This window comes from Winogradskyella wichelsiae, assembly GCF_013403925.1.
GTDB classification, from domain to species: Bacteria; Bacteroidota; Bacteroidia; order Flavobacteriales; family Flavobacteriaceae; genus Winogradskyella; species Winogradskyella wichelsiae.
In genome coordinates this window covers 752739-779311 of record NZ_JABFDJ010000002.1, presented here as the reverse complement: position 1 = coordinate 779311, position 26573 = coordinate 752739, and the positions used below count along the sequence as shown (strand labels likewise).

Annotated in this window: 22 protein-coding genes; 12 read left to right on the top strand and 10 right to left on the bottom strand. The window is 33.1% G+C overall.

Going from position 1 to position 26573, the window contains the following annotated elements; translation table 11 throughout:
* Nucleotides 1-63: 63 nt before the first annotated feature.
* Nucleotides 64-2736, bottom strand: coding sequence for a DEAD/DEAH box helicase family protein (locus HM985_RS07030; protein ID WP_179375553.1), 2673 nt, complete (start codon nt 2734-2736; stop codon nt 64-66).
* A 75-nt stretch (nt 2737-2811) separates the two neighbouring features.
* Between HM985_RS07030 and hemB the strand changes: the two genes are divergently transcribed.
* The 10 genes from hemB to HM985_RS06980 all read left to right on the top strand — a co-directional run bounded on the left by hemB (nt 2812) and on the right by HM985_RS06980 (nt 11200).
* The gene (gene hemB / locus HM985_RS07025; protein WP_179375552.1) at nt 2812-3807 is read left to right on the top strand and encodes a porphobilinogen synthase; all 996 of its coding nucleotides are present in this window, start codon (nt 2812-2814) and stop codon (nt 3805-3807) included.
* A gap of 82 nt (nt 3808-3889) precedes the next feature.
* Nucleotides 3890-4297: an Lrp/AsnC family transcriptional regulator gene (locus HM985_RS07020; protein WP_262886515.1), complete on the top strand. Its 408-nt coding sequence runs from the start codon at nt 3890-3892 to the stop codon at nt 4295-4297.
* A gap of 7 nt (nt 4298-4304) precedes the next feature.
* Complete coding sequence (locus tag HM985_RS07015; RefSeq protein ID WP_179375551.1) at nt 4305-5174, top strand: hypothetical protein; 870 nt, start codon at nt 4305-4307, stop codon at nt 5172-5174.
* A gap of 171 nt (nt 5175-5345) precedes the next feature.
* A complete protein-coding gene (locus tag HM985_RS07010) occupies nt 5346-6041 on the top strand; it encodes a hypothetical protein (protein ID WP_179375550.1) in 696 nt (231 codons plus the stop codon).
* A 21-nt stretch (nt 6042-6062) separates the two neighbouring features.
* Complete coding sequence (locus tag HM985_RS07005; RefSeq protein ID WP_179375549.1) at nt 6063-6929, top strand: hypothetical protein; 867 nt, start codon at nt 6063-6065, stop codon at nt 6927-6929.
* Nucleotides 6930-7163: 234 nt separating this feature from the next.
* Complete coding sequence (locus tag HM985_RS07000; protein WP_179375548.1) at nt 7164-8288, top strand: CNNM domain-containing protein; 1125 nt, start codon at nt 7164-7166, stop codon at nt 8286-8288.
* Between the two features lie 3 nt (nt 8289-8291).
* Nucleotides 8292-8765 (top strand): methylated-DNA--[protein]-cysteine S-methyltransferase, encoded by a 474-nt coding sequence (locus HM985_RS06995; RefSeq protein WP_179375547.1) that lies wholly within the window; start codon nt 8292-8294, stop codon nt 8763-8765.
* A 3-nt stretch (nt 8766-8768) separates the two neighbouring features.
* Nucleotides 8769-9290: a PaaI family thioesterase gene (locus HM985_RS06990; RefSeq protein WP_179375546.1), complete on the top strand. Its 522-nt coding sequence runs from the start codon at nt 8769-8771 to the stop codon at nt 9288-9290.
* A gap of 13 nt (nt 9291-9303) precedes the next feature.
* Nucleotides 9304-10458, top strand: a complete 1155-nt coding sequence (locus HM985_RS06985) for a serine hydrolase domain-containing protein (protein WP_179375545.1) — start codon at nt 9304-9306, stop codon at nt 10456-10458.
* 28 nt (nt 10459-10486) lie between these two features.
* Nucleotides 10487-11200: a 3'-5' exonuclease gene (locus tag HM985_RS06980; RefSeq protein ID WP_179375544.1), complete on the top strand. Its 714-nt coding sequence runs from the start codon at nt 10487-10489 to the stop codon at nt 11198-11200.
* A gap of 58 nt (nt 11201-11258) precedes the next feature.
* Here HM985_RS06980 and HM985_RS06975 read toward each other — a convergent pair whose 3' ends face one another.
* A complete protein-coding gene (locus HM985_RS06975; RefSeq protein ID WP_179375543.1) occupies nt 11259-14480 on the bottom strand; it encodes a S8 family serine peptidase in 3222 nt (1073 codons plus the stop codon).
* Between the two features lie 155 nt (nt 14481-14635).
* Between HM985_RS06975 and HM985_RS06970 the strand changes: the two genes are divergently transcribed.
* Nucleotides 14636-16327: an ABC transporter ATP-binding protein gene (locus HM985_RS06970; protein WP_179375542.1), complete on the top strand. Its 1692-nt coding sequence runs from the start codon at nt 14636-14638 to the stop codon at nt 16325-16327.
* A gap of 357 nt (nt 16328-16684) precedes the next feature.
* Here HM985_RS06970 and HM985_RS06965 read toward each other — a convergent pair whose 3' ends face one another.
* The 8 genes from HM985_RS06965 to trhO all read right to left on the bottom strand — a co-directional run bounded on the left by HM985_RS06965 (nt 16685) and on the right by trhO (nt 25010).
* Nucleotides 16685-17338: a CoA transferase subunit B gene (locus tag HM985_RS06965; RefSeq protein ID WP_179375631.1), complete on the bottom strand. Its 654-nt coding sequence runs from the start codon at nt 17336-17338 to the stop codon at nt 16685-16687.
* Nucleotides 17339-17428: 90 nt separating this feature from the next.
* On the bottom strand, nt 17429-18130 hold the full coding sequence (locus HM985_RS06960; RefSeq protein ID WP_179375541.1) for a CoA transferase subunit A: 702 nt from the start codon (nt 18128-18130) through the stop codon (nt 17429-17431).
* A 90-nt stretch (nt 18131-18220) separates the two neighbouring features.
* Complete coding sequence (locus HM985_RS06955) at nt 18221-20578, bottom strand: penicillin-binding protein 1A (protein WP_179375540.1); 2358 nt, start codon at nt 20576-20578, stop codon at nt 18221-18223.
* 5 nt (nt 20579-20583) lie between these two features.
* On the bottom strand, nt 20584-21087 hold the full coding sequence (locus HM985_RS06950) for a gliding motility lipoprotein GldH (RefSeq protein WP_179375539.1): 504 nt from the start codon (nt 21085-21087) through the stop codon (nt 20584-20586).
* On the bottom strand, nt 21071-22297 hold the full coding sequence (locus tag HM985_RS06945; protein ID WP_179375538.1) for a PSP1 domain-containing protein: 1227 nt from the start codon (nt 22295-22297) through the stop codon (nt 21071-21073). Before HM985_RS06945 ends, HM985_RS06950 begins: the two co-directional genes overlap by 17 nt.
* A 158-nt stretch (nt 22298-22455) precedes the next feature.
* Complete coding sequence (locus HM985_RS06940; protein WP_179375537.1) at nt 22456-22686, bottom strand: ferredoxin; 231 nt, start codon at nt 22684-22686, stop codon at nt 22456-22458.
* Entirely contained in the window at nt 22686-23930 is a 1245-nt protein-coding gene (locus tag HM985_RS06935; protein ID WP_179375536.1) for a peptidase U32 family protein, read from the bottom strand. The genes HM985_RS06940 and HM985_RS06935 overlap by 1 nt, the downstream gene beginning before the upstream one ends.
* A 6-nt stretch (nt 23931-23936) precedes the next feature.
* Nucleotides 23937-25010, bottom strand: a complete 1074-nt coding sequence (gene trhO / locus HM985_RS06930) for an oxygen-dependent tRNA uridine(34) hydroxylase TrhO (protein ID WP_179375535.1) — start codon at nt 25008-25010, stop codon at nt 23937-23939.
* A gap of 455 nt (nt 25011-25465) precedes the next feature.
* On the opposite strand from trhO, the gene recA reads away from it, so the two are divergent.
* Nucleotides 25466-26470: a recombinase RecA gene (gene recA, locus HM985_RS06925; protein ID WP_179375630.1), complete on the top strand. Its 1005-nt coding sequence runs from the start codon at nt 25466-25468 to the stop codon at nt 26468-26470.
* Nucleotides 26471-26573 lie beyond the last annotated feature (103 nt).

Here is a 26573-nt window from a genome sequence, read left to right as displayed (position 1 = left end):
TAAACCCTTACAGGCTTCAAAAAAACCTAACAGATCTATTATTTGAGTCTACACCTTAATAAACTATTTCCAAACCATAACTTCTTTAGTTACTTCCTTAAAAGCATTATACACATGATATAATCTTGCTTTTAACAATAACTTTCTCCCCTCTACACTTCTTGTAAATAAGAGTTTTGTTTTTCCTAAATAAGTATTCCAATGCTTCTGAAACACCAAAGCATTTTCCTTTTTATCACCAAATAATTCAGGAACAGGATAAAAATTCTCTACATCAAAACGCTTTCGTAATACATTCGTTTTAATAATTAAATATCTAGGAGATTCAATTGGTTCTAGAAGTTGACTTAATGCTTTAGCAAACAAGGAATTTTCAAGAGCATTAGCACCAACCAAATTGCAAACTACATCTCCTTTTCCTAATAAATAAGAATTTACACTAATAGCGTCTCTATTAGACGTTAAATAACCAAGTTCGTGCAATGTATCTAAAATTGTTAATCCCATTTTACCTATCTTTTTATAAAGATAACCATGCCGTATATACAGTTTTAAAGCTTTATAAAACTTGTAACCAAACCCAAAAACAAAGGCTGCTAAAAATGTATAAATAAAGTAGTAAAAACCACGTTGCAGAATGAGATGGAAACTTTCCACAACAAATTCAAAATAAAAGAGAAGCACCGTAAAAAATAATTCGACTACAAAAAACCGAAGCACATCAAAATAATAGATTTGCTTTTGTGCCTGAAAAGGGCGGTTTCCAGAATGTAAAATCTTAACCTCTTTGGTTAATTTTGTTCCTTTTCCAATGGCCTTATTCCACTTTTCAGTAACTAAAACACGTTTCGTTGCGTGGTTTAAAGTAGTTTCATTTAAAGTTTCAATAGTATCTATAGGAATTTCATCAGGAATATCTAAACGTTCAAAACCATTTGAAATAAACGGAATGGTACTATTAGTGACACCAACAAAAGCCTCAAAACGACGTTTTAGTGTATCGACTTCTTTTCCGCCATCTAAAACTGTAGGATCTACACAAGCCAAATGCCAAATATTTCCGGTTTTATTAGGTTGATTTGCATCTTTCCGAATGGCTCGACCACGCATTTGATTAGAAGACACAAACGAACCTATAAAAGAAGCCAGAATTAAGCTATTTATAGAAGGTGCATCCCAACCCTCTCCTAATAAAGATTTTGTACCAATGAGGACTTTAATATATCCGGCTTCAAAAAGTTGCGTAATGATGCTTACTATAGAAGTATTTGACTTCCCTTTAGCACTAACCAATAAAAACGAAGCGTCTGTTTGTAATGGCAAAAAGCTAAAACTATCTAAAGCTTCAATCGTTTCAAACATCTCTAAAATAGACTGATGTATAATAACAATACTTCCAGAAAGCACTGCTAATTCCTCTGGTTTTTGACAATAATGCCTTACATATTGAAAAATAGGAAGTACTCCAATTTTGCTAATATTCTTTATGCCTTCATCTGTAACATTTAAAAACTCTTTCCGAATGTAATCTGTAAGAATAACACATCGTAAATCGGCTTTTAAACTTACCCGTTCTGCGTTAACAATACTCACAATACTTTTAAGTTTACTAGGACTGTTAGAAAGGGATTTATACAATAATTGTTCACCTATAAAATCTATTGATTTTTTTTCAAAAACATGAAGTCGTCGTAATTGTTTTTCTAGCTTTAAAAGATAATCTTCTTTATCAATAAGCTGCTCTCTATCAGAAACTAACAAACATTGAAATAAAATTCCAAGCCAATGTAAATCGAGTTCAGGAAACTGAATTATTTCTTGTTTAGCAAACCCTAAAACTTCTAATTTTTGATGATCAATACCAAATCCACAAGCATATAAAAAAATGAGAATTGAAGAAAAATATTCGGTGTTAGTATAAAGCTCATCTAGATGCCAATTTGGGTTTTTATAAAAACGATGATTGACTAAAAAAGAAATAAAATCTTCATCCTTTAATAATTCATCTTTAAAATTAGCAATATCTCTTCGGTAATCTACAATAAAATTGATCTCTAAATCTTCAGGTTTTGAGAAATACACAAAATCCTGATGGGGACTTAAATCTTTTTCGCGCACTAAATCTGGAACAGCAATTTCATCATCAACTTCACCACAAAGAGTAAAATATTTAGAAACCTCTGCCCTACTACTATCATAAGGAGGCGTAGCCGTAAGTGCCACAATATAGAAATCAGAATTCTTTTTTAAGTCCATTAAACAAGTCCACCACGCATTTTTTAAATGGTGTGCTTCGTCTAAAACAATGGTTTCAATCTTATGTTTTTTAAAAAATTTATAATAGTCTTCTTTATCCTCAAATGCCTTATAAAAGGCATGAAGGGACTGGTAGGTAGAGAAAGTAATGTCGCTAGGCGCTTTTAAATCGAAAGAAAAAGCTTCGAAATTAGCATTTTTCGTAAAAAAAGACCGCAATCTGTTTTCCCATTGGTTCCTTATGGTTAATGTTGGCGCTAAGACTAAAGTTTTCTTTCCAAGCTTCCTAATGATCTCTAATCCTAAGATGGTTTTTCCAGAACCGGGAGGTGCAATAACATGAAAATGGTGATCTGATATATGACTATTAAAATCTTTTAAAAGTTCTGCCTGATAGCTTCGCCAAGGATAAATAAATTGTAAAAGTCTTAAGCTTTCTAGCAATATAAAATGGGTTATAATGAGTAACTTTGTAGGCATTAAAAGTAATCATAAAACTTAAACTAAAAACCTGTCTGGTTTTTAAAACCAAACTGGTCTATAAAAAACATAATCATGTTTCCAATACAAAGAAATAGAAGACTGAGAACTAGCGAAGCTATTAGAAGTTTAGTTAGAGAAACTTACATCACACCAAACGATTTTTTAGTACCACTTTTTGTGGTGGAAGGAAAAGGTGTTAAGGATGAAATTCCTTCAATGCCAAATTACTATAGATTTAGTTTAGATACACTTCAAAAAGAAGTAAAAGAACTATGGTCTTTAGGTTTAAAATCTGTTTTACTATTTGTTAAAGTAGACGACAAATTAAAAGATAATAAAGGTACAGAGGCTATAAATCCAAATGGATTAATGCAACGTGCTATAAAGGCAGTAAAAGATGCATGTCCAGGCATGCTAGTAATGACAGATGTAGCTTTAGATCCTTATTCTGTTTACGGCCACGATGGTATTGTAGAAAATGGTATTATATTAAATGATGAATCTTCTAAAGTGTTAGCAGAAATGGCATTAAGCCATGCCGTAGCAGGTTCTGATTTTATTGCACCTAGCGATATGAATGACGGAAGAACTTTAAGAATTCGTCAGTTACTAGAGCAGGAAGGTTTTAAAAACACTGGGATTATGGCTTATACCGCAAAATATGCTTCGGCTTTTTATGGTCCTTTTCGAGATGCTCTTGATTCGGCTCCAGTTGATTTGGTAGATGTGCCAAAAGACAAAAAAACATATCAAATGGATTACGGCAATAGACTAGAAGCCGTTCGTGAAACCCTTATAGATATTGAAGAAGGTGCAGATATTGTAATGGTAAAACCAGGATTATGTTATCTAGATATTGTCCGTGAAATTAAAAATGCAGTGAATGTCCCTATTGCTGTTTATCAAGTTTCTGGTGAATATGCCATGTTAAAAGCTGCAGCTGAAAAAGGATGGTTAGATCATGATGCTGTGATGATGGAACAAGTGACTGCAATTAAGCGCGCTGGTGGTGATATTATTGCAAGTTATTTTGCTAAAGATGTTGTAAAACTACTAAACGACCAATAAACATCAAGTTTAAAACGAATCTTTTTCCTATATTTGGTTTCGAATCACTTGAATTATTAACAAATTAATTTCGAAACAAAAAATGGATGCTATTGATCAAAAAATCATTAAAATGTTACGTACAAATGCACGCGAATCATTTGCTACTATAGGTAAAGCTGTTGAATTATCAGCTCCGGCCATTGGTAAACGTGTAAAACAATTAGAAAAAAAAGGATTTATTTTAGGCTATTCGTTAAAGCTAAATCACGACAAATTAGGTGTTACTGTCAGGGCTTATATCAATTTAAAAATTCATCAATCTAGTACCATAAGAACAGCATATAATCAAATTAAATACATTAATGAAGTAGAACGTTGCGATCGTATTACAGGTGAAGACAGCTTATGCATCTTAGGTTATTTTAAAGATAACAAAGCCCTAATAACATTTCTAGAACGCATATCTCAATACGGTGTTCCTAACACTAATATTATATTAGAAAGTTAAACAACCTATGAGATACAATTGGAAAATACAGATAGCATTTATAATCTTAGCTTTATTTTTTAGCTGCAAAGACCAAAAAGAATCAAAGAATAAAGAATTATCGGTTTATGAAAAATCGCTTAATGAGGCCTTCATAGACTATCCTTTTGAAGAAATTCATTCAAACTATAAAACATCCCATAAGGACTCTTTAGATTTACTTCTTTTTTGGAGGAAAACAGCCTTCTCAACGTTAGACACAATAAATACTGATTTTTCAAATTTAAAAATTAAAAGATTACTATCTGATTATTTTGATGGTGATAAAGGCATCTCTGCAGGCAGAGTATATGCTTCTCCAGACAGCCTATTTAAAGTATTTGTTGGGCGTGGAGAATCTTGTGGTGCATACTGTAATCCTTATTGGGTTTCAGAAATAGTATTCGCAAATGGGCAAATAATTAACAACTTAGGTTTTACAGATATTGAGAATATTTATCTAATGCCAGATGGAAAATATCTCATAAAGGAAAAAAGCTTTGGGAGACCAGCAGCCGTTTATTCCGAAACAACAAAGTCAGCTATTTTAATATCATTTGAAGGTAATAAAATAAATTATCACCAGTTTGATTATAAGTATCCGAAATACAACGAAATACAAAATGACAGTAATTTTAATCCTAGCAGAAAATTATCATTGTCTCAAGAACATTTTATTAAAACAGAGCAATATCTAAATTATAATAACAATTCCAATAAACTATCATATAGCTATGCAACCGATTTCTCATATTGCTGCCAGATTGATTCAGTCTATGCTTACAAAGGAGAATTTGAATATAAAAATGGGGAATTTATACACTTAAAGGAACAAAAAGACTTCATAGAAGTACAATAATACATTGCCAAAATCTATAATTTACACTTGTAAAAAAACACTCTTATATTTATTATAAGAGTGTTTTTTAGTTTTAATTCAGCATTACAAAACAACATATTAGTATTTTTTTAACATTATCTGTAAGGCTTTTAAGGTTTTAAAGACAACTACTCTATAAAATTATTATTTATGATTAAAAAGTACATGCTTTTATTTGTTTCACTATTCCTTATGCAAACAAGTTGTATTGGAGAAGATATTATTAATGACTTTATAGAGCCTGAATTAAGAATCTTAAATCCTATCAGTTCATTACCTGTTCCTGAAACTTATCAGTTAAATACTGCATATTTTAACAATATAGGAATTGAAGAAGAAGCAATAGTAACTTGGACCAGCTCAAACGCAAATATTATAACCATTAATTCTTCTGGGTTTCTAACCGCTATTTCTGAAGGAACCGCCATTATATCTGCTTCTGTACAAGAAAATGATGTCTTTTTAGAAGAAAGTTTTACTATAACCATCACAGAAGATGGAACTGTTATAATTATAGAACCCATTGTGAAAGCTGGAACCATCGCAACAACTAGTAGTTACTTACTTACGGGTACTTTTACACTTCAAGAGCAAGAAAACTCTGACGATCTACTGCTTTCTGTTAATAGCGACTACCAAGCTACAACTAGCTTACCTGGACTTTACTTATATCTAACCAACAATCCTAATTCTATTTCTGGAGCTTATAGTGTTGGCCCTGTTAGTGTTTTTAATGGTGCTCATACATACACCATTCCCGATACTAACATTAATGATTATACGTATTTACTCTATTGGTGTCAACCCTTTGGAGTAAAAGTAGGTACTGGCGAAATATTAGATTAATTCCATATTTAAATTATTACAATGACATTAAAAAAATTGATCACAACAATAGCTATCCTTCTTTTAAGCTATCAATATTCTTTTGCACAATGGACCAAAGACAAAGGCAAAGGCTATTATAAAGTTTCAGCCTGGTATTTAGAATCTGACGAACATTATACAGATACTGGTGAAAAAGACCCAAATGCAACCAGAACAAATTTTAATTTCAACTTTTATGGCCAATACGGACTAACTAAAAAATGGGATTTAATAGCTTATGTTCCTTTTTTTTCTAGAACAACTCAAAATGATGCCGTTTCAAGAACAACAGGACAAGTGTTAACCGAAGGTGAAGCGGTCAATTCTATTGGAGATATAGATTTAGGTGTTAACTACAGCATCTTTAATAAAAACTCTTGGGCTTTATCTGCTTCTTTAAAATTTGGATTACCTACAGGAAAAAGCGAAGGTGGATCTGATGGAAGTTTTCAAACTGGTGACGGAGAATTTAACCAATTAATGCAGCTTAACTTAGGTAAATCCTTCAAAATATATAACCAATCTTTTTACAGCAAAGTTTATTTCGGGTTTAATAATAGAACCAATAACTTCTCAGATCAACTCACCACAGGATTAGAATTAGGAACTCAGTTAATTCAAAATAAATTTTGGTTAATAGGAAGGCTAAACACCATACAATCCTTACATAATGGAAGTTTAAATGCTCAAAATTCTCAAGGGAGCATATTTGCTAATAATATAGAATATGTTGGTTTAGGCGCAGAAGTGGCTTATTACATCAACAAGAAACTAGGTGTCTCATTCAACTATTCTTCTCTTTTAAGCGGAAAAATTATTGCAGCAAACCCTTCATTTAGTGCTGGTGTATTTTTAGATGTAAAATAATTTAGCTTATCTTAATTAGGAAGATAGTCGTTTTTACAAAAAAGGATGTGTCTACAATTAAGTTAATGACCCTTCTTTTTTATTCATAAATAATTATCTTATCCTACTTTTTTATTACATAAAATTAAAAGACTTACTAATTTAAAAAGAAAGGAGGTTTTACGCTAAATAAAATAACTCTGAAATTCAACATTCATTTTGTAACTTAGCCCTAACTAAAACTCTTATTTATTAATGGGCTTACTCATTTTTTACGCTGTCATATCCATATTCTTTTCTTTTATATGTTCTATTTTAGAAGCTGTATTACTAAGCTTAACTCCTACGTTTATAAATCTTAAAAAGAAAGAAGGTAAAGTTTACGCTACTGAACTAGAAGAATTAAAAAAAGATGTTGATCGTCCTTTAATTGCCATCCTAACATTAAATACTATTGCACATACCGTTGGTGCTATTTTAGTTGGTGTACAAGCAAAAGTGGCTTATGCTGAAATGTATGGCACCACAGAAAGAACTATTTTAGGTATTACTATTACTGAAGACTTAATGGTAGCTATCGTATCTACCGTAATGACCATTCTAATTTTAGTTGCTTCAGAAATTATTCCAAAAACAATAGGTGCAACATACTGGAAACAGTTGGCTAATTTTACATCTAAAGCACTTAACATTCTAATATTCCCGCTTAAATACACAGGTATTTTATGGCTACTTCAGTTAACAACAAAACTCATTGGAGGAAAAGGACACGGAAGTGTTTTAAATAGAGAAAGCTTTGCTGCTATGGCAGAAATCGCACATGAAGAAGGTGTTTTTGAAGAAAACGAAAGTAAGATTATTAAAAACCTGCTGACCTTTAAAGAGGTTTTTGCTAAGGATGTAATGACGCCTAGAACAGTGATGAAAACTGTGGATGAAAACATGACGGTTGAAGCGTTTTTTAAAGAAAATATGAATTTAAGATTTAGTAGAATTCCTATTTTTTCTGGTGATGCAGATAACATTCAAAGCTTAGTTTTAAAAGATGAAGTTTTTAAAGAGATGGCCTTAGATAACGGATCTAAAAAACTATCCGATCTTAAACGAAATATCATTGTTATTGAACGTAATTTACCTATTCCTGAATTATTTGAAAAACTAGTAGAAAGCAGAAATCATATGGCTTTAGTGGTCGATGAATATGGTTCCGTTAGTGGAATTGTAACGATGGAAGATGTTATTGAAACCCTATTAGGTCTAGAAATAATGGATGAAAGTGATAACGTTTCAGATTTACAATCTCTCGCGAGAAAAAGCTGGGAAGCTAGAGCAAAAAAACTAGGGATTATAGAAGAAAAAGCTAAAAAAGAAAACGAATAAAAAATGGTTTCGTGCATCATTAATTCTCCCTTAGGTTACACAAAAATTGTTGGAGATAAAAATGGTATTTCTCAAGTAAGCGTATTAAATTCCGAAGAACAAATCACTGCTATAATCCCTCATGAGCTTGAAAATTGTGTTAATCAACTTCAAGATTATTTTGAAGGTCATCGAAAAACATTCAACTTAAATCTACATCTTGAAGGCACTGAATTTCAAAAAAAAGTATGGAAACTTTTACAAAATATTCCTCCAGGAAAAACCATATCATATCTTCAATTATCTAAACAATTAGGCGATCCAAAGGCCATTAGAGCTGTTGCAAATGCTAATGGTAAAAATCCTCTTTGGATCATTATACCATGTCACCGCGTTATTGGAAGCGACGGAAGTCTTACTGGTTATGCAGGTGGTTTACACCGAAAACAATGGTTGCTTAATCACGAGAGTGAAAATAAACAACAATCCTTATTTTAATTTATGTACAAAGTTGCTACCGAATTCTTAAAACGTTTTTTTAAAACCTCAACTATTTATAAGTATGGTTTTAATTGGTCGCCTATGTACAGACGGACAACAGCAAAACTTATAGAAGTAAGTGATGATCTACACTATGTAAAAATAAGACTTAAACTTAATTGGAGAAACCGGAATTATGCGGGTTCATTATTTGGGGGTAGCATGCTTGCTGCTACAGACCCAATTTACATGATACAATTAATTCAAATACTTGGTGATGATTACGTTGTTTGGGACAAAGCCGTAGAAGCACGTTACAAAAGACCTGGAAAAACAACAATTTATGGTGTGTTTACATTTAATGAAGAAGAAATAGTAAACATAAAAGAAAGTATTTCAACCCATTTAGAAACAGACATTACTAAAACAATGCATCTTGTTGATGAAGAACAAAATATTATTGCTACTTTTAAGAAAACACTTTATATCGCTAACAAACAGTTTTATAAAGAAAAACTAGCCCAACGAAAAACTAATAAATAAACTATCTCTATAAATGAAATTCCTAAAAAACGTTCTAAAATTCATTGTTATATTAATCGCTTTGGTTGTAGTCGCTTTATACGCTACCGATACAGATTACCTCATAAAAGCAGTAAGAACCATCTACATGAATGGCCATAAAACAGCCTTTTTAGAAGATTATAAAGAATTTGATAATCAAGAAATTGCAGCAAGTGATGAACCTATGCCTTGGCCAAATCACAAAAATTATAATGCCATTGAAGCAACAGAAAATCTTAAACAAGCCAATTCAGACTGGGGGACAATTGCTTATGTCATAATTAAAAATGATAGTATTTGGTTCGAAAAATATTTTGATGGATTCAATGAAGACTCTAAAACAAATTCTTTTTCCATGGCAAAAAGTTATGTTTCTGGCTTAATGTTTAAAGCAATTCAAGAGGGTTATATAAAAAGTATAGACCAACCTGTTTGTGATTTCCTACCTGCGTTCTGTGATGGAAGAGCTGCAAAAATGACCGTTGGAGATCTATCTAGCATGGCTTCTGGCACCAATTGGGATGAAGCCTATTATTCACCTTTATCTATTACAACACGTGCTTATTTTGATGATGACTTATCTAAAGTTATGAATAGTTTAGAAATGGAAACAGAACCAGGTAAGCGCTATAAATACGCAAGCGGTGATACACAAATGTTAGCCATGGTAATTGAGAAAGCTACAGGAAAGAAAGTTTACAATTATTTAGAAGAAAGCTTTTGGAAGCCTTTAGGCTCAGAAAATGAAACATTTTGGCAAGTAGATAGTGAAGATCATGATTTGGTAAAAGCCTATTGTTGTATTGCTAGTAACGCTAAAGATTTTGCTAGATATGGCAAACTTTTTAAAGACCATGGAAAATGGAATGGCAAGCAAATATTAGACTCAAGCTTTGTTGCTAAGTCTATTACACCTAGATTTTCTGAGAGTCCAGAATATGGTTATGGTTGGTGGCTAAAAAACCATATCGGAAAAGACTTTTTTATGATGCGCGGTCACCTTGGTCAATATGTAATTGTACAACCCGAAGACAACGTTATTATTGTAAGATTAGGTCATAAAAAATCACCCGATGCAGGAGTTGGAAGCTTTACGAATGATATCGGTTTGTATATTGAAGAAGCTTACAAGATGTTAGATAACTAAAAAATTACCGATTTTTCGGGAAGAAGAAATGATTAACAAACTCAACCTAGAAAACATTCTATTTTTAGATATAGAAACCGTTCCTGAAACAGAAAATTTTTCAGATTTAGACAGTACAAAACAAGACCTTTGGGATGCCAAATCGAGATACCAAAGGAAAGAAGAGTTTACTGCTGAAGAATTTTATGACAGAGCAGGTATTTGGGCTGAGTTTGGTAAAATTGTATGCATTTCGGTTGGGTATTTTATAACAGATGAAAAATTTAGAAGCTTTAGAGTGACTTCGTTTTATGGAGATGAAATTAAAATTTTAACTGACTTTAAAGCCTTACTCATCACACATTTTAACTCTAATAAACATTTGCTTTGCGCTCACAACGGTAAGGAATTTGATTTTCCTTATATAGCAAGGAGAATGATTATTCACGGTATAGAATTACCAGACAAACTAAATCTATTCGGAAAAAAACCATGGGAAGTGCCACACCTAGACACTTTAGAATTATGGAAATTTGGTGATTATAAAACTTATACCTCATTAAAACTATTGACTAATGTTTTAGGCATTCCTTCACCAAAAGATGATATTGACGGTAGTGAGGTTTACCAAGTCTATTACAAAACAAAAGAAATCAACCGCATTGTTATCTATTGCGAAAAAGATACTATTGCAGTTGCTCAGATCTTTTTAAGATTACGAGGAGAGCAATTGCTTCAAAATAACGAAATAAAACACGTGTAATAAAAAAGTCCAGATTAAAAACCTGGACCTTTCAAGACTAACACATTTATAAAAGATACTAATCTTTAATAAATTTCTTCACTTTGGTCTTATCACCAATATTCAATTGAATAATATAAATACCACTATCAAATTTAGACACATCAATTACAGATGTATACCTTCCTTTTACAATAGTTTGACCTAACATATTTTTAATTTCAAATGTTTGTGCTTCATAGCCTAGTAAATCAATACTAAGTTTCTGCTTAACAGGATTTGGGTGTATTTTAAAATACTGGTTTGGATTATCTGATACTACTCCAGGATTGACATCAAAATTAGAATTAGCACCTCCTAAACAGAAGTTAGTAGTCTCAGAGCTTGTAAATGATGCTCCAGAAGCTAATACAATTCCCGTATCTAATGATAATGAATAAGAACCATTACCATAAGAACAACAAATACCATCCCCATAAACATCTGTAATTTCAAAATCGTAACATCCATCTTCTAAACAGCCAACATTAATATTTAAAGTAGATTCATCTGCTTGATTCCCATAAGTTCCACCAGATGCTATTATTGTACCAGATGCATCTTTCACGCTCCAGGCTGTTTCTTCAGGATAGTTGTCAAACGTAATTGAAAGGGCAACTTCAGAACATGTTGCTTCAGAAGATTCTATTACAGAAATTGTTCTTCCTGCTTGATTGGCGGTATTACCAGCTGCATCGCTTACATTATAATATTTAGTATAAGTGCCAGCTATATTAGTATTCACAACACCGGTTACAGTAATGTCGGATGTTAAATCTCCATCAATATCATCAGTCGCAGTTGCTCCTAACTCATTATAAGTATCACCAATTTCTAAATTAATTATTGATGCCCCATTCAGAGTAATAACTGGTGCTACTATATCCGGAGTTCCCGATATTAAATTAACGGTATAATCTTCAACCTCCCCATATGTAAAGGATTGACAAGCGGTAGGAGTAGCATTATAACTCATAGAAATACGCATTCTAGTATTACCAGAATAGGTTCCAGAAGGAACTGTAAAACTACCACTAACAGGGGATGTTTGTATAGCTGACTGAGACAAAACTTGTTCTCCAGAATCTAAAAAATCACCGTCGTTATTGTAATCAATCCAAACAGCATAACCTTCTGCATACGTTGTTCCTGTCCATGTAGGCGTTACTATTATAGTATAACTTTGCCCTTGAGATAAATTTGTAGAAATATTAGTAAAATCTGAATAAAATTGACCTGTAGAAACATTATCAATAGCACCTAATTGAACACGACTAATAAACTCATCATTAACATTGCTACTTGTTGAAGTGCAGTAGTTAAGCTGTACTTCTGTAGTTGTAAAATTAACAGAGTTAGAATAAGAAGATACCGAAGCATCGCTACAAACACTTCTTACTTGTGTTTCATAATCTGTTTCTGGAGACAAACCAGATAGAGATGTTGATGCTCCTGAAACCGAAGTTGTAATCCATGCAGATGCTCCTAACTCACGATATCTAAAATCATAAGACGTACCATTTACGGCATCCCAAGATACTGTTGCCGTTGAAGATCCAAACCCATTAATAGATAAACCGGTTGGTGTTGTAGCGTTGCATACCACTGGACTTGCTGATAACCCAGTAACAATTAATGAATAATTTTGACTTCCGCCTGTCAATGAACCTTTGTGTGTTATTGTAATGGTATAACTTCCTGATGCATTTTCTACATCAACACGTTCGTAAGGATCTTTAGTGTTATCACCTTGCCCATTTGTTGTTACACTTGTTAACCTCCATGGCATATATGTTGTTCCACCCTTAGTAACTCTAATATCTAGATCATTAATTAAATTAGAATCAGTTGCATTCGCCGTTGTTGTAGCGGTACCTGCTCTATCCGTCCAAGAAATTGAAGCATATAAATCATTAATTCCATCTGAGTCTACTGTAATCTGATAAGACTGACCATTTGATAGTGTTAACTCTTCAACTTTAGACTCATTTCCATTATTTGTAATAGCTTCAGCTGCACGCTTACTATTCATTAGGCCCCAACCAAATACAGCATCTGGACCACTAGACCCAGCATCATCTGCTGTATGAAGCGCAAGCCCCTTTAGTGTTGATGCTCTTAAATAACTACCGGTTAGATTATTTGCATGTTGTTGTAATAACAATAAAGAGCCTGCAATATTTGGTGATGCCATAGAAGTACCTGTAATACTATTATAGGCAGAATCGCTAGAATCATATGTAGAATACACAGATGTACCGTTCCCAGTAATGTCTGGCTTTATTCTATAATCATCCGTAGGCCCTTCACTACTACTTGAATTAATTATAACACTAACTAAATTTCCGTCAGTATCAATATTTGCGTCGTTTGCATTGGCAACAACCATATTATTTTTTGCGGTTGCATGACCAGACAATTTATCATAAGACGAATTTCCGTCTAAAGGAGAGCTATTTGCTGAATTATCTGAACCATCATTTCCTGCTGCTACAACCATTAGATAATAGGGTGCATTAAACATAAGCTCATCCCAATCTCTAGAATCTGTAATATAACCCCCAAAATAATAACTAGGTAATTGTGCTTGTCCTGCAGAATTTCGAGCCGCATAACCATAAGAATGATTAGAGATTAACATGCCATTTCCTGCTGCAGTTGTAGCTTCAGAAAGATCATTATTCCACTCATAGCCAACGGCACTCGCCTGAGGTGCCATACCTTTAGCATTTGCAACTACACCCGATGCAATAATAGTTCCTGTAACATGAGCAGAATGATAATTCAAGGTTGTCGTACCATCCCCAATTGAGAAACGATTATTACCTCCTGCACCATCATACTCTTGATGAGAACTTCTAGCCAAACCACCATCCCACACATGGGCAATCATATTTTGCCCATCTAGACTTAAACCTAAAGAGCCACCAGAATTTAAATGATTTACTCTTGTAGATTTAGCCGCTGCAACGTTAAACGTTCTATAATAAAGAGGTTTTCCTTCTGAAGAAACTTTTTGAAGTTCCATATAAGAGTCCTCAGTTTTAATAATAAGCGGCCAACCATTAACTAATGCCATTTGTTTAGCAATCGCTTTCTCAGCTTTAGCAATTTTATTAAATTTACTACTTAAATTGTCTATTGATTGTTTATTGTAACGACTTACTATTTGCTTCTTTTGCAAATTAGTTTGAGCAAATAATGGATAAAAAGAGAGCATTATTAAAACTGCACAAACTTTACTAAAATAATTTTTCACCATAATAATTCATAATTTTTGAAGGTTAAAATCTCACTAAGTTTATTAAAACTATTAAAATTTTGTTAAAACAAAAATTATATTATCGTGTTTTAGACGAGAAAAATCAGTTTACGGTTTTACCTCAGCACTATTGAAGAAAAGAACTACATTTACTTATGGCAAATCAAAAATTACTTCAAGTTGAAGGTTTAAATATTTCGTTTTTTAAAGATAAAATTGAAAAGCAGATTATAAATAATAGTTCGTTTCATATAAATAAAAATGAAATTGTAGCTGTTGTTGGCGAATCTGGTTCTGGTAAATCGATTTCTTCATTAGCTTTAATAGGATTATTACCCAAAAAGATTTCGAAAATCACATCAGGTACTATTCAATTTGAAGATAAGAACCTAATTGAACTATCAGATAAAGCCTTTCAAACCATAAGAGGAAAAGAAATTGCCATGATTTTTCAAGAACCCATGAGTTCTTTAAATCCATCTATGCGTTGTGGTAAACAAGTTGAAGAAATCTTAAAACAACATTCTAAATTATCTACGTCAGAAATTAAAACTGAAGTTCTAAATCTTTTTAATAAAGTAAAATTACCTAATCCCAAACGAATTTATAAAGCCTATCCTCATCAAATTTCAGGTGGTCAAAAGCAACGCGTTATGATTGCTATGGCAATTGCCTGTAAACCAAAATTACTAATTGCAGACGAACCTACAACTGCATTAGATGTTACCGTTCAAAAAGAAATTTTAGAATTGCTTAAAACGATTCAAACTGAAACAAAAATGAGTGTACTTTTTATTTCTCATGATTTGTCTTTAGTTTCTGAATTGGCCGATCGTGTTTTAGTAATGTATAAAGGTGAAATTGTAGAACAAGGTACTACTGAAACAATTTTTAATCAGCCAAAAGACAATTACACCAAGGCATTAATTGCCGCTAGACCATCAACAGATTTTAGGTTGAAACAATTACCTACAATCTCAGATTTCATGAATAATAGTGTAAGTAAAATTATTATTTCTGAATTAGATAGAGCTAAAAACCACAAAAAATTATACGCACAAGATCCTTTATTAGAAGTTATTGACGTTGAAAAAACGTACATATCTAAAAGCGGGTGGTTTTCTAAAGATAAACCATTTAATGCCGTAGATGGTGTAAGCTTTAAAGTTTACCCTGGAGAAACTATAGGTTTGGTTGGCGAATCTGGTTGCGGAAAATCAACTTTAGGAAATGCTATTTTACAGCTAGATAAAGCCACTTCTGGACAAATACTATATAAAGGAAGAGACATTATAAATTTGAATACTTCGGAAATGCGAACGCTACGAAAAGATATTCAGATTATATTTCAAGATCCATTTGCTTCGCTCAATCCAAGGTTAACCGTTGGTAATGCTATTTTAGAACCAATGAAGGTTCATAATATTGGAACTTCAAATAAAGAACGCAAAGAAAAAGTTATTGAAATTTTAGAAAAAGTAGGTTTAGACGCTTCTGCTTTTGATCGATATCCTCATGAATTTTCGGGAGGTCAACGTCAACGCGTAGGTATTGCTAGAACTATCGCTTTAGAACCTCAGCTCATTGTTTGTGATGAGTCTGTTTCTGCATTAGACATTTCTGTTCAAGCTCAGGTTTTAAACTTGTTAAATGATTTAAAGGAACAATTTGGATTTACTTATATATTTATATCACACGATTTAGCCGTTGTAAAATATATGGCAGATCAGTTATTAGTAATGAATAAAGGAAAAATTGAAGAAATCGGAGATGCAGATACCATATACGCTTCACCGAGGCAAGCCTATACTAAAAAGCTTATTCATGCTATCCCAAAGGGATTATAGCATGAACACTTTTTTAGTTAATTTAAGCACATTTGAAATTAATTCTAATGTGTTTTCCAATACCGAAAATTCGTGATTCTCAGTAAAAGTAGGTTTGGATAAATTTGATTTAGTTTTCATAAGCAGTATTTCAATGTCGGTTTGGGGCAAAAAGGAAATTAAGTTTATGGTAACTTCGGTTAATACTTTGTTTGTTTCGTGACTACAATATGAAACTTATTTTTAAAATAATCTGCTTAAATACATTATAAATCGTTGTAATACATAAAATTTTAACTTTTTTAAAATATTATTAAGATATTACTTACAAAAATAGCTACTATAAAATAGTAGCTTAAATTTAATTAATGAAATAAACTAGATATTCATTTCTAGAATTTCACCTTCAATAATTAGCTCCCCTTCAGTAGCAGATTTAATGGTTTCTATAGAAACTCCTGGTGCCCGTTCTAAGAGTTTAAACCCCTTAGCTGTAACCTCGATAACTGCCAAGTTTGTAACAATCTTCTTTACACAGCCTACACCCGTTAACGGTAAAGTGCATTCTTTCAATAATTTAGATTCACCAGCTCTATTAGTATGCATCATAGCAACAATAATATTTTCTGCACTTGCCACCAAATCCATAGCACCGCCCATTCCTTTTACCATCTTTCCAGGAATTTTCCAGTTTGCTATATCACCATCCTGAGAGACTTCCATTGCACCAAGAATCGTTAAATCTACATGCTGCCCTCTAATCATTCCAAAACTTGTTGCTGAATCAAAAAAAGATGCACCTGGTAATGTGGTTATTGTTTGCTTACCCGCATTAATTACATCAGCATCTTCTTCTCCTTCAAAAGGAAATGGCCCCATACCTAAGACTCCGTTTTCACTTTGAAACTCAACTTCAATATCATCTCTAACAAAATTGGCTACCAAAGTTGGAATACCTATTCCTAGGTTCACGTAATAACCATCCTTAACTTCTTGTGCAATGCGTCTTGCGATTCCGTTTTTGTCTAACATATTTTCTGTCATTCCTGCGAAAGCAGAAATCTATTTAATTAATTCTATAACTCTAGCTGCTAAAGCCCGCCTTAACAAGAAGGACAAGCTTTAAGCTCTTTGCCTTATTGTAAGTTGTTCAATCCGTTTTTCATATGTTTCACCTTGAAAAATACGTTGAACAAATATTCCAGGAATGTGTATCTGGTTAGGGTCTAATGTTCCAACCGGAACTAATTCTTCAACTTCAACGACAGTTACTTTGGCAGCACCACACATATTGGGGTTAAAGTTTCGAGCAGTACCTTTAAAGATTAAATTTCCTGCTGCATCACCTTTCCAAGCTTTAATAAAAGCAAAGTCGGCTTTAAAAGCATGTTCTAAGACATACATTTTTCCATCAAATTCTCTAGTTTCTTTTCCTTCGGCCACTTCTGTACCGTAACCTGCGGGTGTGTAGATAGCAGGAAAACCCGATTGCGCAGCTCTACAACGCTCAGCTAAGGTTCCTTGTGGAATTAACTCAACATCTAATTCCCCAGAAAGCATTTGACGTTCAAACTCGTCATTCTCTCCTACATAAGATGAAATCATTTTTTTGACCTGCTTTTGCTGTAATAATAGACCTAGGCCAAAGTCATCAACTCCTGCATTGTTAGAAATACAGGTTAACCCCTTAATATTTAGTTTTACGAGTTGGGCAATGGCATTTTCTGGAATTCCAGATAGCCCAAAACCACCGAACATAAAGGTCATATTATCTGAAACTCCTTTAAGTGCTTCAGAGATATTAGCTACTTTCTTATTAATCATAGGTACTAATTTTTGCATTTTAAAAATACAAAAATCAGCACCAAATCAATAATTAAAAATCATTAAATAGATAATGAGCGCTAATAACTTTTAGAAATCGAAATCAACACCATCTTCAGGATTACTAGGCCCACCTATATCTCCTTCATCTTTAGCAGTGCAATCTATATTAATAGATAAGTTTCTTGGTTTTTCAAAACTACTTGTAGATACATCTAAAGTTTCATCTGCATAACAAGCTTTCATGTAAAGTCCCCAAATTGGTAATGCCATAGATGCACCTTGACCGTAAGTAATGCTTCTAAAGTGTACAGCTCTATCTTCTGCTCCAACCCAAACACCTGTTACCAAATTTGGTACCATCCCCATAAACCAACCATCACTTTGGTTTTGGGTTGTTCCTGTTTTACCAGCTATTGGATTTGAAAGTTTATAAGGATATCCCGTCATAACTTCTTTATACATTTTGGTGTTTTTTAAGTAATCAGAATCATGTCTAAGTCTTTTACCTGAACCTGCTTGTGTAACCCCTTCCATCAGATTTACGGTAACATAAGCAACTTCTTCACTCAATACATCTTTACTTTCTGGTGCTACTTGATATAAAACTGTTCCGTTTTTATCCTCAATACGTGTTACCATCACAGGCTTGTTATACACTCCTTTATTTGCAAATGTAGAATAGGCAGCTACCATCTCATATACACTAATATCTGCTGTACCTAAAGCAATTGCTGGTACAGGCACAATATCTTGTTCAATCCCTAATTTCTTAGCCATCTCTACAACAGGTTGAGGTCCTATTTCGTTCATTAACCTTGCTGTAACAGTGTTTGTAGAACTTGCCAAAGCATCTTTAAGCGTTTGCTCCCCTGAATAATTGTTATCGGAGTTTTTGGTTGTCCAAGGTTTTGGATTTCCAAATTTATTGGCAGCGATAGTAATTTGTGTTCTTGGGAAATAATCGCATGGTGATAATTGTAATTGATCTATAGCAGTAGCATAAACAAAAGGTTTAAAGGTTGACCCCACCTGACGCTTCCCTTGCTTCACCATATCGTATTGAAAATTTCTATAATCTATACCACCAACCCACGCTTTAACGTGCCCAGTTTGTGGTTCCATTGACATCATCCCTGTACGTAAAAATGATTTATAATAACGCATAGAGTCAATTGGTTTCATTACCGTATCTACTTCACTAGCCTTACCGTTAACCCATTTAAAAACCCTCATATCTATTGGTTTATCAAATGAGGCACGAATCTCTTTATCAGATTTCCCTTGCTTCTTAAGTATTCTCCAACGCTCACCACGTTTCATCGCGTCATTTAATAGGTTTGTAACCTCAGACTCTCTTAGATCTAAGAACGGTGCTGTTTTATTACGATCTGGTGTATTTTGATTATCAAACTCTGCTTGTAATTTGGACATATGCTGTTCAACCGCAGTTTCGGCATATTTCTGCATTCGAGAATCTATTGTTGTGTAGATTTTAAGACCATCGGTATATAAATTATATTTATTACCATCTGGTTTCATATTCTTTTCTTCTTTAGCCCAATCTTTCATAAAACCTCTCAGATACTCTCTAAAATAAGTAGCAATACCTTCGCGATGTGATTCTGGTGAATAGTTTAAATCTAATTCTGTTTTTTGAAGAGAATCTTTTACCTCCTCAGTGATGTAATCATATTTAGCCATTTGAGCTAAAACAACATTCCGTCTATTTCTAACACCAACGGGGTTTTTTTGAGGTCTAGGATTATATAACGAAGGGTTTTTTAACATCCCAACAATCATCGTAGATTCTTTAATATCTAAATCCCTTGGCTCTTTGCCAAAATATATTCTAGAAGCACTACGTATACCATCTGCGTTGTTGTTGAAATCAACAATGTTAAAATACATAGCAATGATTTCTTCCTTTGTATATTGACGCTCTAAACGGATAGCAATAACCCACTCTCTTACTTTTTGAGAAAGCCGCTCTACAATATTTGAAGAAACCTGTTTTGTAAATAAATTTTTTGCCAATTGCTGAGAAACAGTACTTGCTCCACCACCAGCACCTAATTTATAAATAGCTCTTAAAGTTCCTCTTCCATCAATACCGGAGTGCTCGTAAAATCGTATATCTTCTGTTGCAACCAATGCATCTACCAAATTTTTTGGTAAGTCATTAAAACCAATTGGGGTTCTATTATCATCAAAATAAAACTTACCCAGTGTTTCATCATTTGAAGAAATAATTTCTGAAGCTAAATTTGTTTCAGGATTCTCTAATCTGGTATAATCGGGCATTTCACCTAAAAACCCCCAAGACGCGAATAAAAATAATAATACAATTGCTGAAATACCACCTATGAATAGAATCCAAAACCAACGTACATATTTTGCAAAACCTAATGTTTCTGATTTAGATTTTACTGTTTTCTTTTTTGCCATACTTACTATTTTTGAGCTTTTTCTACTCTAAACCCAACTTCTGTTATTCCTTTTAAATACTCTACTCCATTAACATCACCATTGTTTCTCATGGCGTGTTGAATATTAACCTTATATTGTCCTTCTTCGTTAAATTTAAATGGCTTGTTAAAACCTCTAAACCACAATTTATTTTCTTTTAAATCAGAAAAACCTGTTCCTAGCAACTCACCATTAGGTGCTGCCATTTTATACTCTAAAGTATCTTTAACCGCTTTTCCGTTAGGATAATCTAATTCTACGATTAAAAATAAGTTACTAAACTTATAGGCATTTGTATTTCTTAGATTGACGTATAAATTATAATTTTCTATGGTATCTGGAGCTTTAAAATTAAATGAAGCTATAGAATCTTTATGCCACCCTTTAGATATTGATTTGTAATTATCAAAAACAGCATTAGAATCGCAACTTACCACAAAAAAACAACCTATTATTACAATAAATAACCCCTTAATTTTTCTTTGCATTCGGCTTTGGCTTTGCATTAGAACTTTGATCACGGCTTCTATTTCTAGATTTATTCTTATTAGTACTGTTACTGTTTTTAGTATTCCTACTGTTTTTACGTTTCTTATTCGACTTTGGATTATCGAAACGTGTTAAACTATCTTGACCAACAACGTTTTCAAATTCAGTTTTAGTGTCTTGTATATGCTCAACAGCATACATTTCGAGACTTGCTACTTTTTCTCTTTTCTTATTTTTATCAATAATCTCATTGGCTTGTTCTGTAGTGATAATATGCCAATTCATCCATTCGCCTTCATAAGCATACCACATTAAACCTTTAAAAATATCCGTTTTTTGGCAAACTGCGTTTCCTTTCTCTGTATACAACTTAACATCTGACTTTGGGAATGCTTTTAAGGCATCTAGGTAGGCATCTAACTCGTAATTAAGACAACATTTAAGCTTTCCACATTGTCCTGCAAGTTTTAACGGATTTAAAGATAATTGTTGGTAACGTGCTGCTGATGTGCTTACGGATCTAAAATCAGTTAACCAAGTAGAGCAACACAACTCTCTACCACAAGAACCAATACCTCCAAGTCTTGCAGCTTCTTGTCTAAAACCAACTTGTTTCATTTCTATACGTGTTCTAAACTCACGGGCAAAAACTTTAATTAGTTCTCTAAAATCTACGCGTTCTTCTGCTGTGTAATAAAACGTAGCTTTACTTGCATCACCTTGAAATTCAATATCTGAAATTTTCATTTTCAGATTTAAGTCTATAGCAAACTGACGTGCCTTAACCTTCATTGGCTCTTCTCTATCTCTAGCTTCAGACCAAATATCAATATCTTTTTGAGATGCTTTTCGATATATTTTTAGAACATTTTCTGCGTCGTCAAGTCTTACTTTCTTACGCTTCATTTGTATGCTTACCAATTCTCCAGTAAGCGTAACCATTCCGATATCGTGACCTGATTTAGCTTGTGTTGCCACAATATCACCGATGCTTAAAGTGAGGTTTTCTGTATTTTTATAATATTGTTTTCTGCCGTTCTTAAAACGTACCTCAACACCTACAAAAGGCTGTTGTCCGTTAGGAAGCGACATGTTAGCTAACCAATCAAAAACAGTAAGTTTATTGCAGCTATCTGTGCCACAAGTCCCATTGCTTTTACATCCTTTTGGTTGGCCATCATTACCAGTTGAGCAACTGTTACAAGCCATAAAATTTATATATTAAATCTAGACCACATAAGCCTAAATAGAGGATTCGTAAATAATTAATGAGTAAAGATAAGATTATTTCCTGAGTTAGCTAAAATCTGATTTGTTATTACAATATAATAGGAATCCAAAACTCTATTAAAACCGTGTACTTACAATCAATTAACCTTTACAGAAATGATATTTACAGGACAAGCTTTGGATGCATTTTCACAAGCTTCTAAAATTGTATAATCGTTTGATTTCAATGTATAAAAGCCTTTTTTTTCATTGGTATTTAATAAAACTGTTTTTCCGTCTTTCTTTGACATCTGAAATTGACTTGGTGCCATTTCTACGCAGTAATTACAGCCAATACATTTTTTGCGTTGCAAGGTTACAATCACCATTAAGCTTCAACTTTATTTTCTACAATTTTATACAATTTATCTGAAGCCCTGATTCTAAAGTTTAAAGGAATGGTAATCACATCTCCTTTGCTTCCTTTTTCAGATTTTAAATCATTCACCATCATTTCAGTTACTTCCATTTCTTTAGCACCTGTAGTTGGCCCAGTTACTAAAACAGTATCACCAACTGTAATATCATAAGCTTCAATTTTAAATTCACCAATTTTAGCTTTCGGATAAAAATGTGTGCCTTTACCTAAATATACTTTTTTCTGCACAGCATGAGACCCAGAACCCGTACTCCATTCACCTAATTTCTGACCTAAATAGTAACCACTCCAAAAACCTCGATTATAGACTTTTTCTAAATCTTGCATCCAAGAAATCACTTTTTCTTTGCTGTAAGTGTCGTTTGCAACACTATCTATGGCATCACGGTAGCATTTAATAACTTTAGCGACATATTCTGGTGCTCTACCTCGCCCTTCAATTTTTAAAACCTTAACTCCAGCTTCAGCAATTTCATCTAAAAAATCGATAGTACACAAATCTTTCGGCGACATGATATACTCGTTATCTAATTCCATTTCAAAACCAGTTTCCTGATCAATAACGGTATATTTTTTTCTGCAATTTTGTTTGCAAGCCCCTCTATTTGCTGAAGAATTACTAGAATGTAAACTCATATAACATTTACCTGAAACAGCCATACAAAGTGCACCATGACCAAAAATTTCAATTTCTATCAATCTTCCAGAAGGGCCTTTTATTTGTTCTTTTTCAATTTGCTCGGTAATGTGCTTTACTTGACGTAAACTCAACTCTCTACTTAACACCATAGTATCTGCAAAAAGCGCGTAGAATTTTACGGTTTCAATATTAGTGACATTAATTTGGGTAGAAATATGCACTTCCATACCATGTTCTCTTGCCACAGCAATCACCGCTTGATCCATAGCAATAACAGCAGTAATATTAGCTTCTTTTGCTTTTTTAATCAAGGTTTTTACAATCGATAAATCGTGATCATAAATTATGGTGTTTAAAGTAAGGTAGCTTCGAACGTTTTTGGCTTCGCAACGTTTTACGATTTCTTGTAAATCATCTAGAGTAAAATTAACTGAAGCTCTCGCTCTCATGTTAAGTTGCTCTACTCCAAAATAGATAGAATCTGCACCGTTATCTAAAGCTGCCTGCAAGGACTCAAAATTACCGGCAGGTGCCATTAATTCAATGTTTTGCATCGGAATTTAGATTTTATCTGTTTTCAAAGTCTCAAAAATATTTCTCAAGTCCTTTTTAAATGGCAAATGATCTGCTCTTCCTTTTTTGAAAATATCATTACTATTCCCCTGTCCTTTTCGAAGTGCTTTTTGTTCTTCGTGTGGTAATCTGTTTATTTCCATACAGTTAGTAGAACAACAGTTTTCCATTTTCTCCTTACAAGAATCGCATTGAATGAACAATAAATGACAAGCCTCATTAGCACAATTGGTATGTAAATCTGCAGGCTCACCACATTGATGACAATTAGCAATTACATCTTCACTGATACGCTCTGATCGTCTTTCGTCGAATACAAAGTTTTTGCCTAAGAATTTATTTTCTAAACCCTCTGCTTCAATTTGTCTCACGTAATTAATAATACCACCTTCGAGCTGAAATACATTTTTAAAGCCTTTATGTTTGTAATATGCACTTGCTTTTTCACATCTAATTCCGCCTGTACAATACATTACTAACTTCTTGTCCTCCTTATGTTCTCTTAAATCTTCTTCAATTAAATCTAAAGATTCTCTAAAAGTATCGACATCTGGTGTCACTGCATTTTTAAAATGACCAATTTCGCTTTCATAATGATTACGCATATCTACCAAAACCGTGTTTGGATCTTCAATGAGTTCATTAAATTTCTCAGCATTGACGTGAACACCCTTGTTGGTAACATCGAAAGACATATCGTTTAAACCATCTGCTACTATTTTTTTACGGACTTTGACTTTCAACTTTAAAAAGGCAAAATTATCGTGCTCTACAGCGATATTTAATCTTACATTTTCTAAAAATGTAATGGTATCTAAATGATTTTTGAAAGCTTCAAAATTTTCTGCAGGTACAGACAGCTGGGCATTAATCCCTTCGGTTGCCACGTAGATTCTACCTAAGACCTCTAATTGATCCCAAGCAAGAAATAAGTGATTTCTAAAAATTTCGGTATTATTAATTTTGGCGTACTTGTAGAAAGAGATTGTTAAGCGTTCTTTTCCCGCTTGTTCAATAAGTTCTGCTCTTTCTTTAGCACTTAAGTTATTGTACAGTTGCATGCTATACTAATTTTTAAGGTTAAAGAATAATTAGCCGCAAAGGTATCATTTTTAACGAAAACGAAATACTGAAGCACAAAAAAAGCACTAAGAATATCTCATAGTGCTTGATTAACTTACTAACTTAAAAATTAATCTACATCGGTTTAACAGTCACAGAGGATTTAACAGCAACTGAAACACCAAATACATTACTTAAAAATTTAAAAGTCGAAAACCAATTGACTCTTTAAATTTAATCAGAGCAATTATTTTCATTTTCACTTAGTAGATGTAAAAATTGATTTTCACCTCACATACCAAATGGAATTGAAGATTTATAACTTCCGCATTAAAATAAATGGCAAAAAAACATAACTTTCATTTGTAGTAATTTGAAACGAGAAATGTTATTAATTAAAATAAGTGGTATTTTTGAATAATAATTAATGAAGAATTCTAAGAAAAAAGAACATATGAGTAGTGAAAAAGACGCAAAATTAAAAGCTTTAAAATTAACTTTAGACAAGTTAGATAAGGCTTACGGGAAAGGAACAGTAATGAAAATGAGCGATCAAGCTGTGGTAGATGTTGAAGCTATCTCTTCTGGCTCATTAGGATTAGATATTGCATTAGGAGTTGGCGGTTACCCAAGAGGTCGTGTTATTGAAATATACGGTCCAGAATCTTCAGGTAAAACAACCTTAACACTTCATGCTATTGCAGAAGCTCAAAAAGCAGGAGGCATTGCTGCTTTTATTGACGCAGAGCATGCTTTTGATAGAACATATGCTGAAAAATTAGGAATTGATATCGACAATTTAATTATATCTCAACCAGATAATGGTGAGCAGGCACTGGAAATTGCTGATAATTTAATTAGATCGGGTGCTATTGACATCGTTGTTGTCGATTCTGTTGCGGCCTTAACACCAAAGAGTGAAATTGAAGGTGAAATGGGAGATTCTAAAATGGGATTACATGCACGATTAATGTCTCAAGCACTTAGAAAATTAACAGCTTCTATTAGTAAAACAAATTGTACTGTAATTTTCATTAACCAATTACGTGAAAAAATTGGAGTAATGTTCGGTAACCCAGAAACAACAACAGGTGGTAACGCCTTAAAGTTTTATGCTTCTGTTCGTTTAGATATTAGAAGATCTACACAAATTAAAGATAGTGATAGTAACGTATTAGGTAATAAAACCCGTGTTAAAGTAGTTAAAAACAAAGTTGCACCACCATTTAGATTGGCTGAATTTGACATTATGTATGGCCAAGGCATCTCTAAAGTAGGAGAGGTTTTAGACCTAGCTGTAGATCATGAAATTGTTAAAAAGAGTGGATCATGGTTTAGCTATGGTGACACAAAACTAGGACAAGGACGTGATGCAGTAAAAATGATTATTAAAGACAATCCAGATCTTATGGATGAATTAGAAGCTAAAGTAAGAGCATTAATTAATGAGAATAAATAAATCTCTAATTTAAAATACTCACGCTTATTATATCATAAAATTTAAAACGCTCTGAAGGTTTCAGAGCGTTTTTCTCATTTAATACCATTACTAATCTTAATGT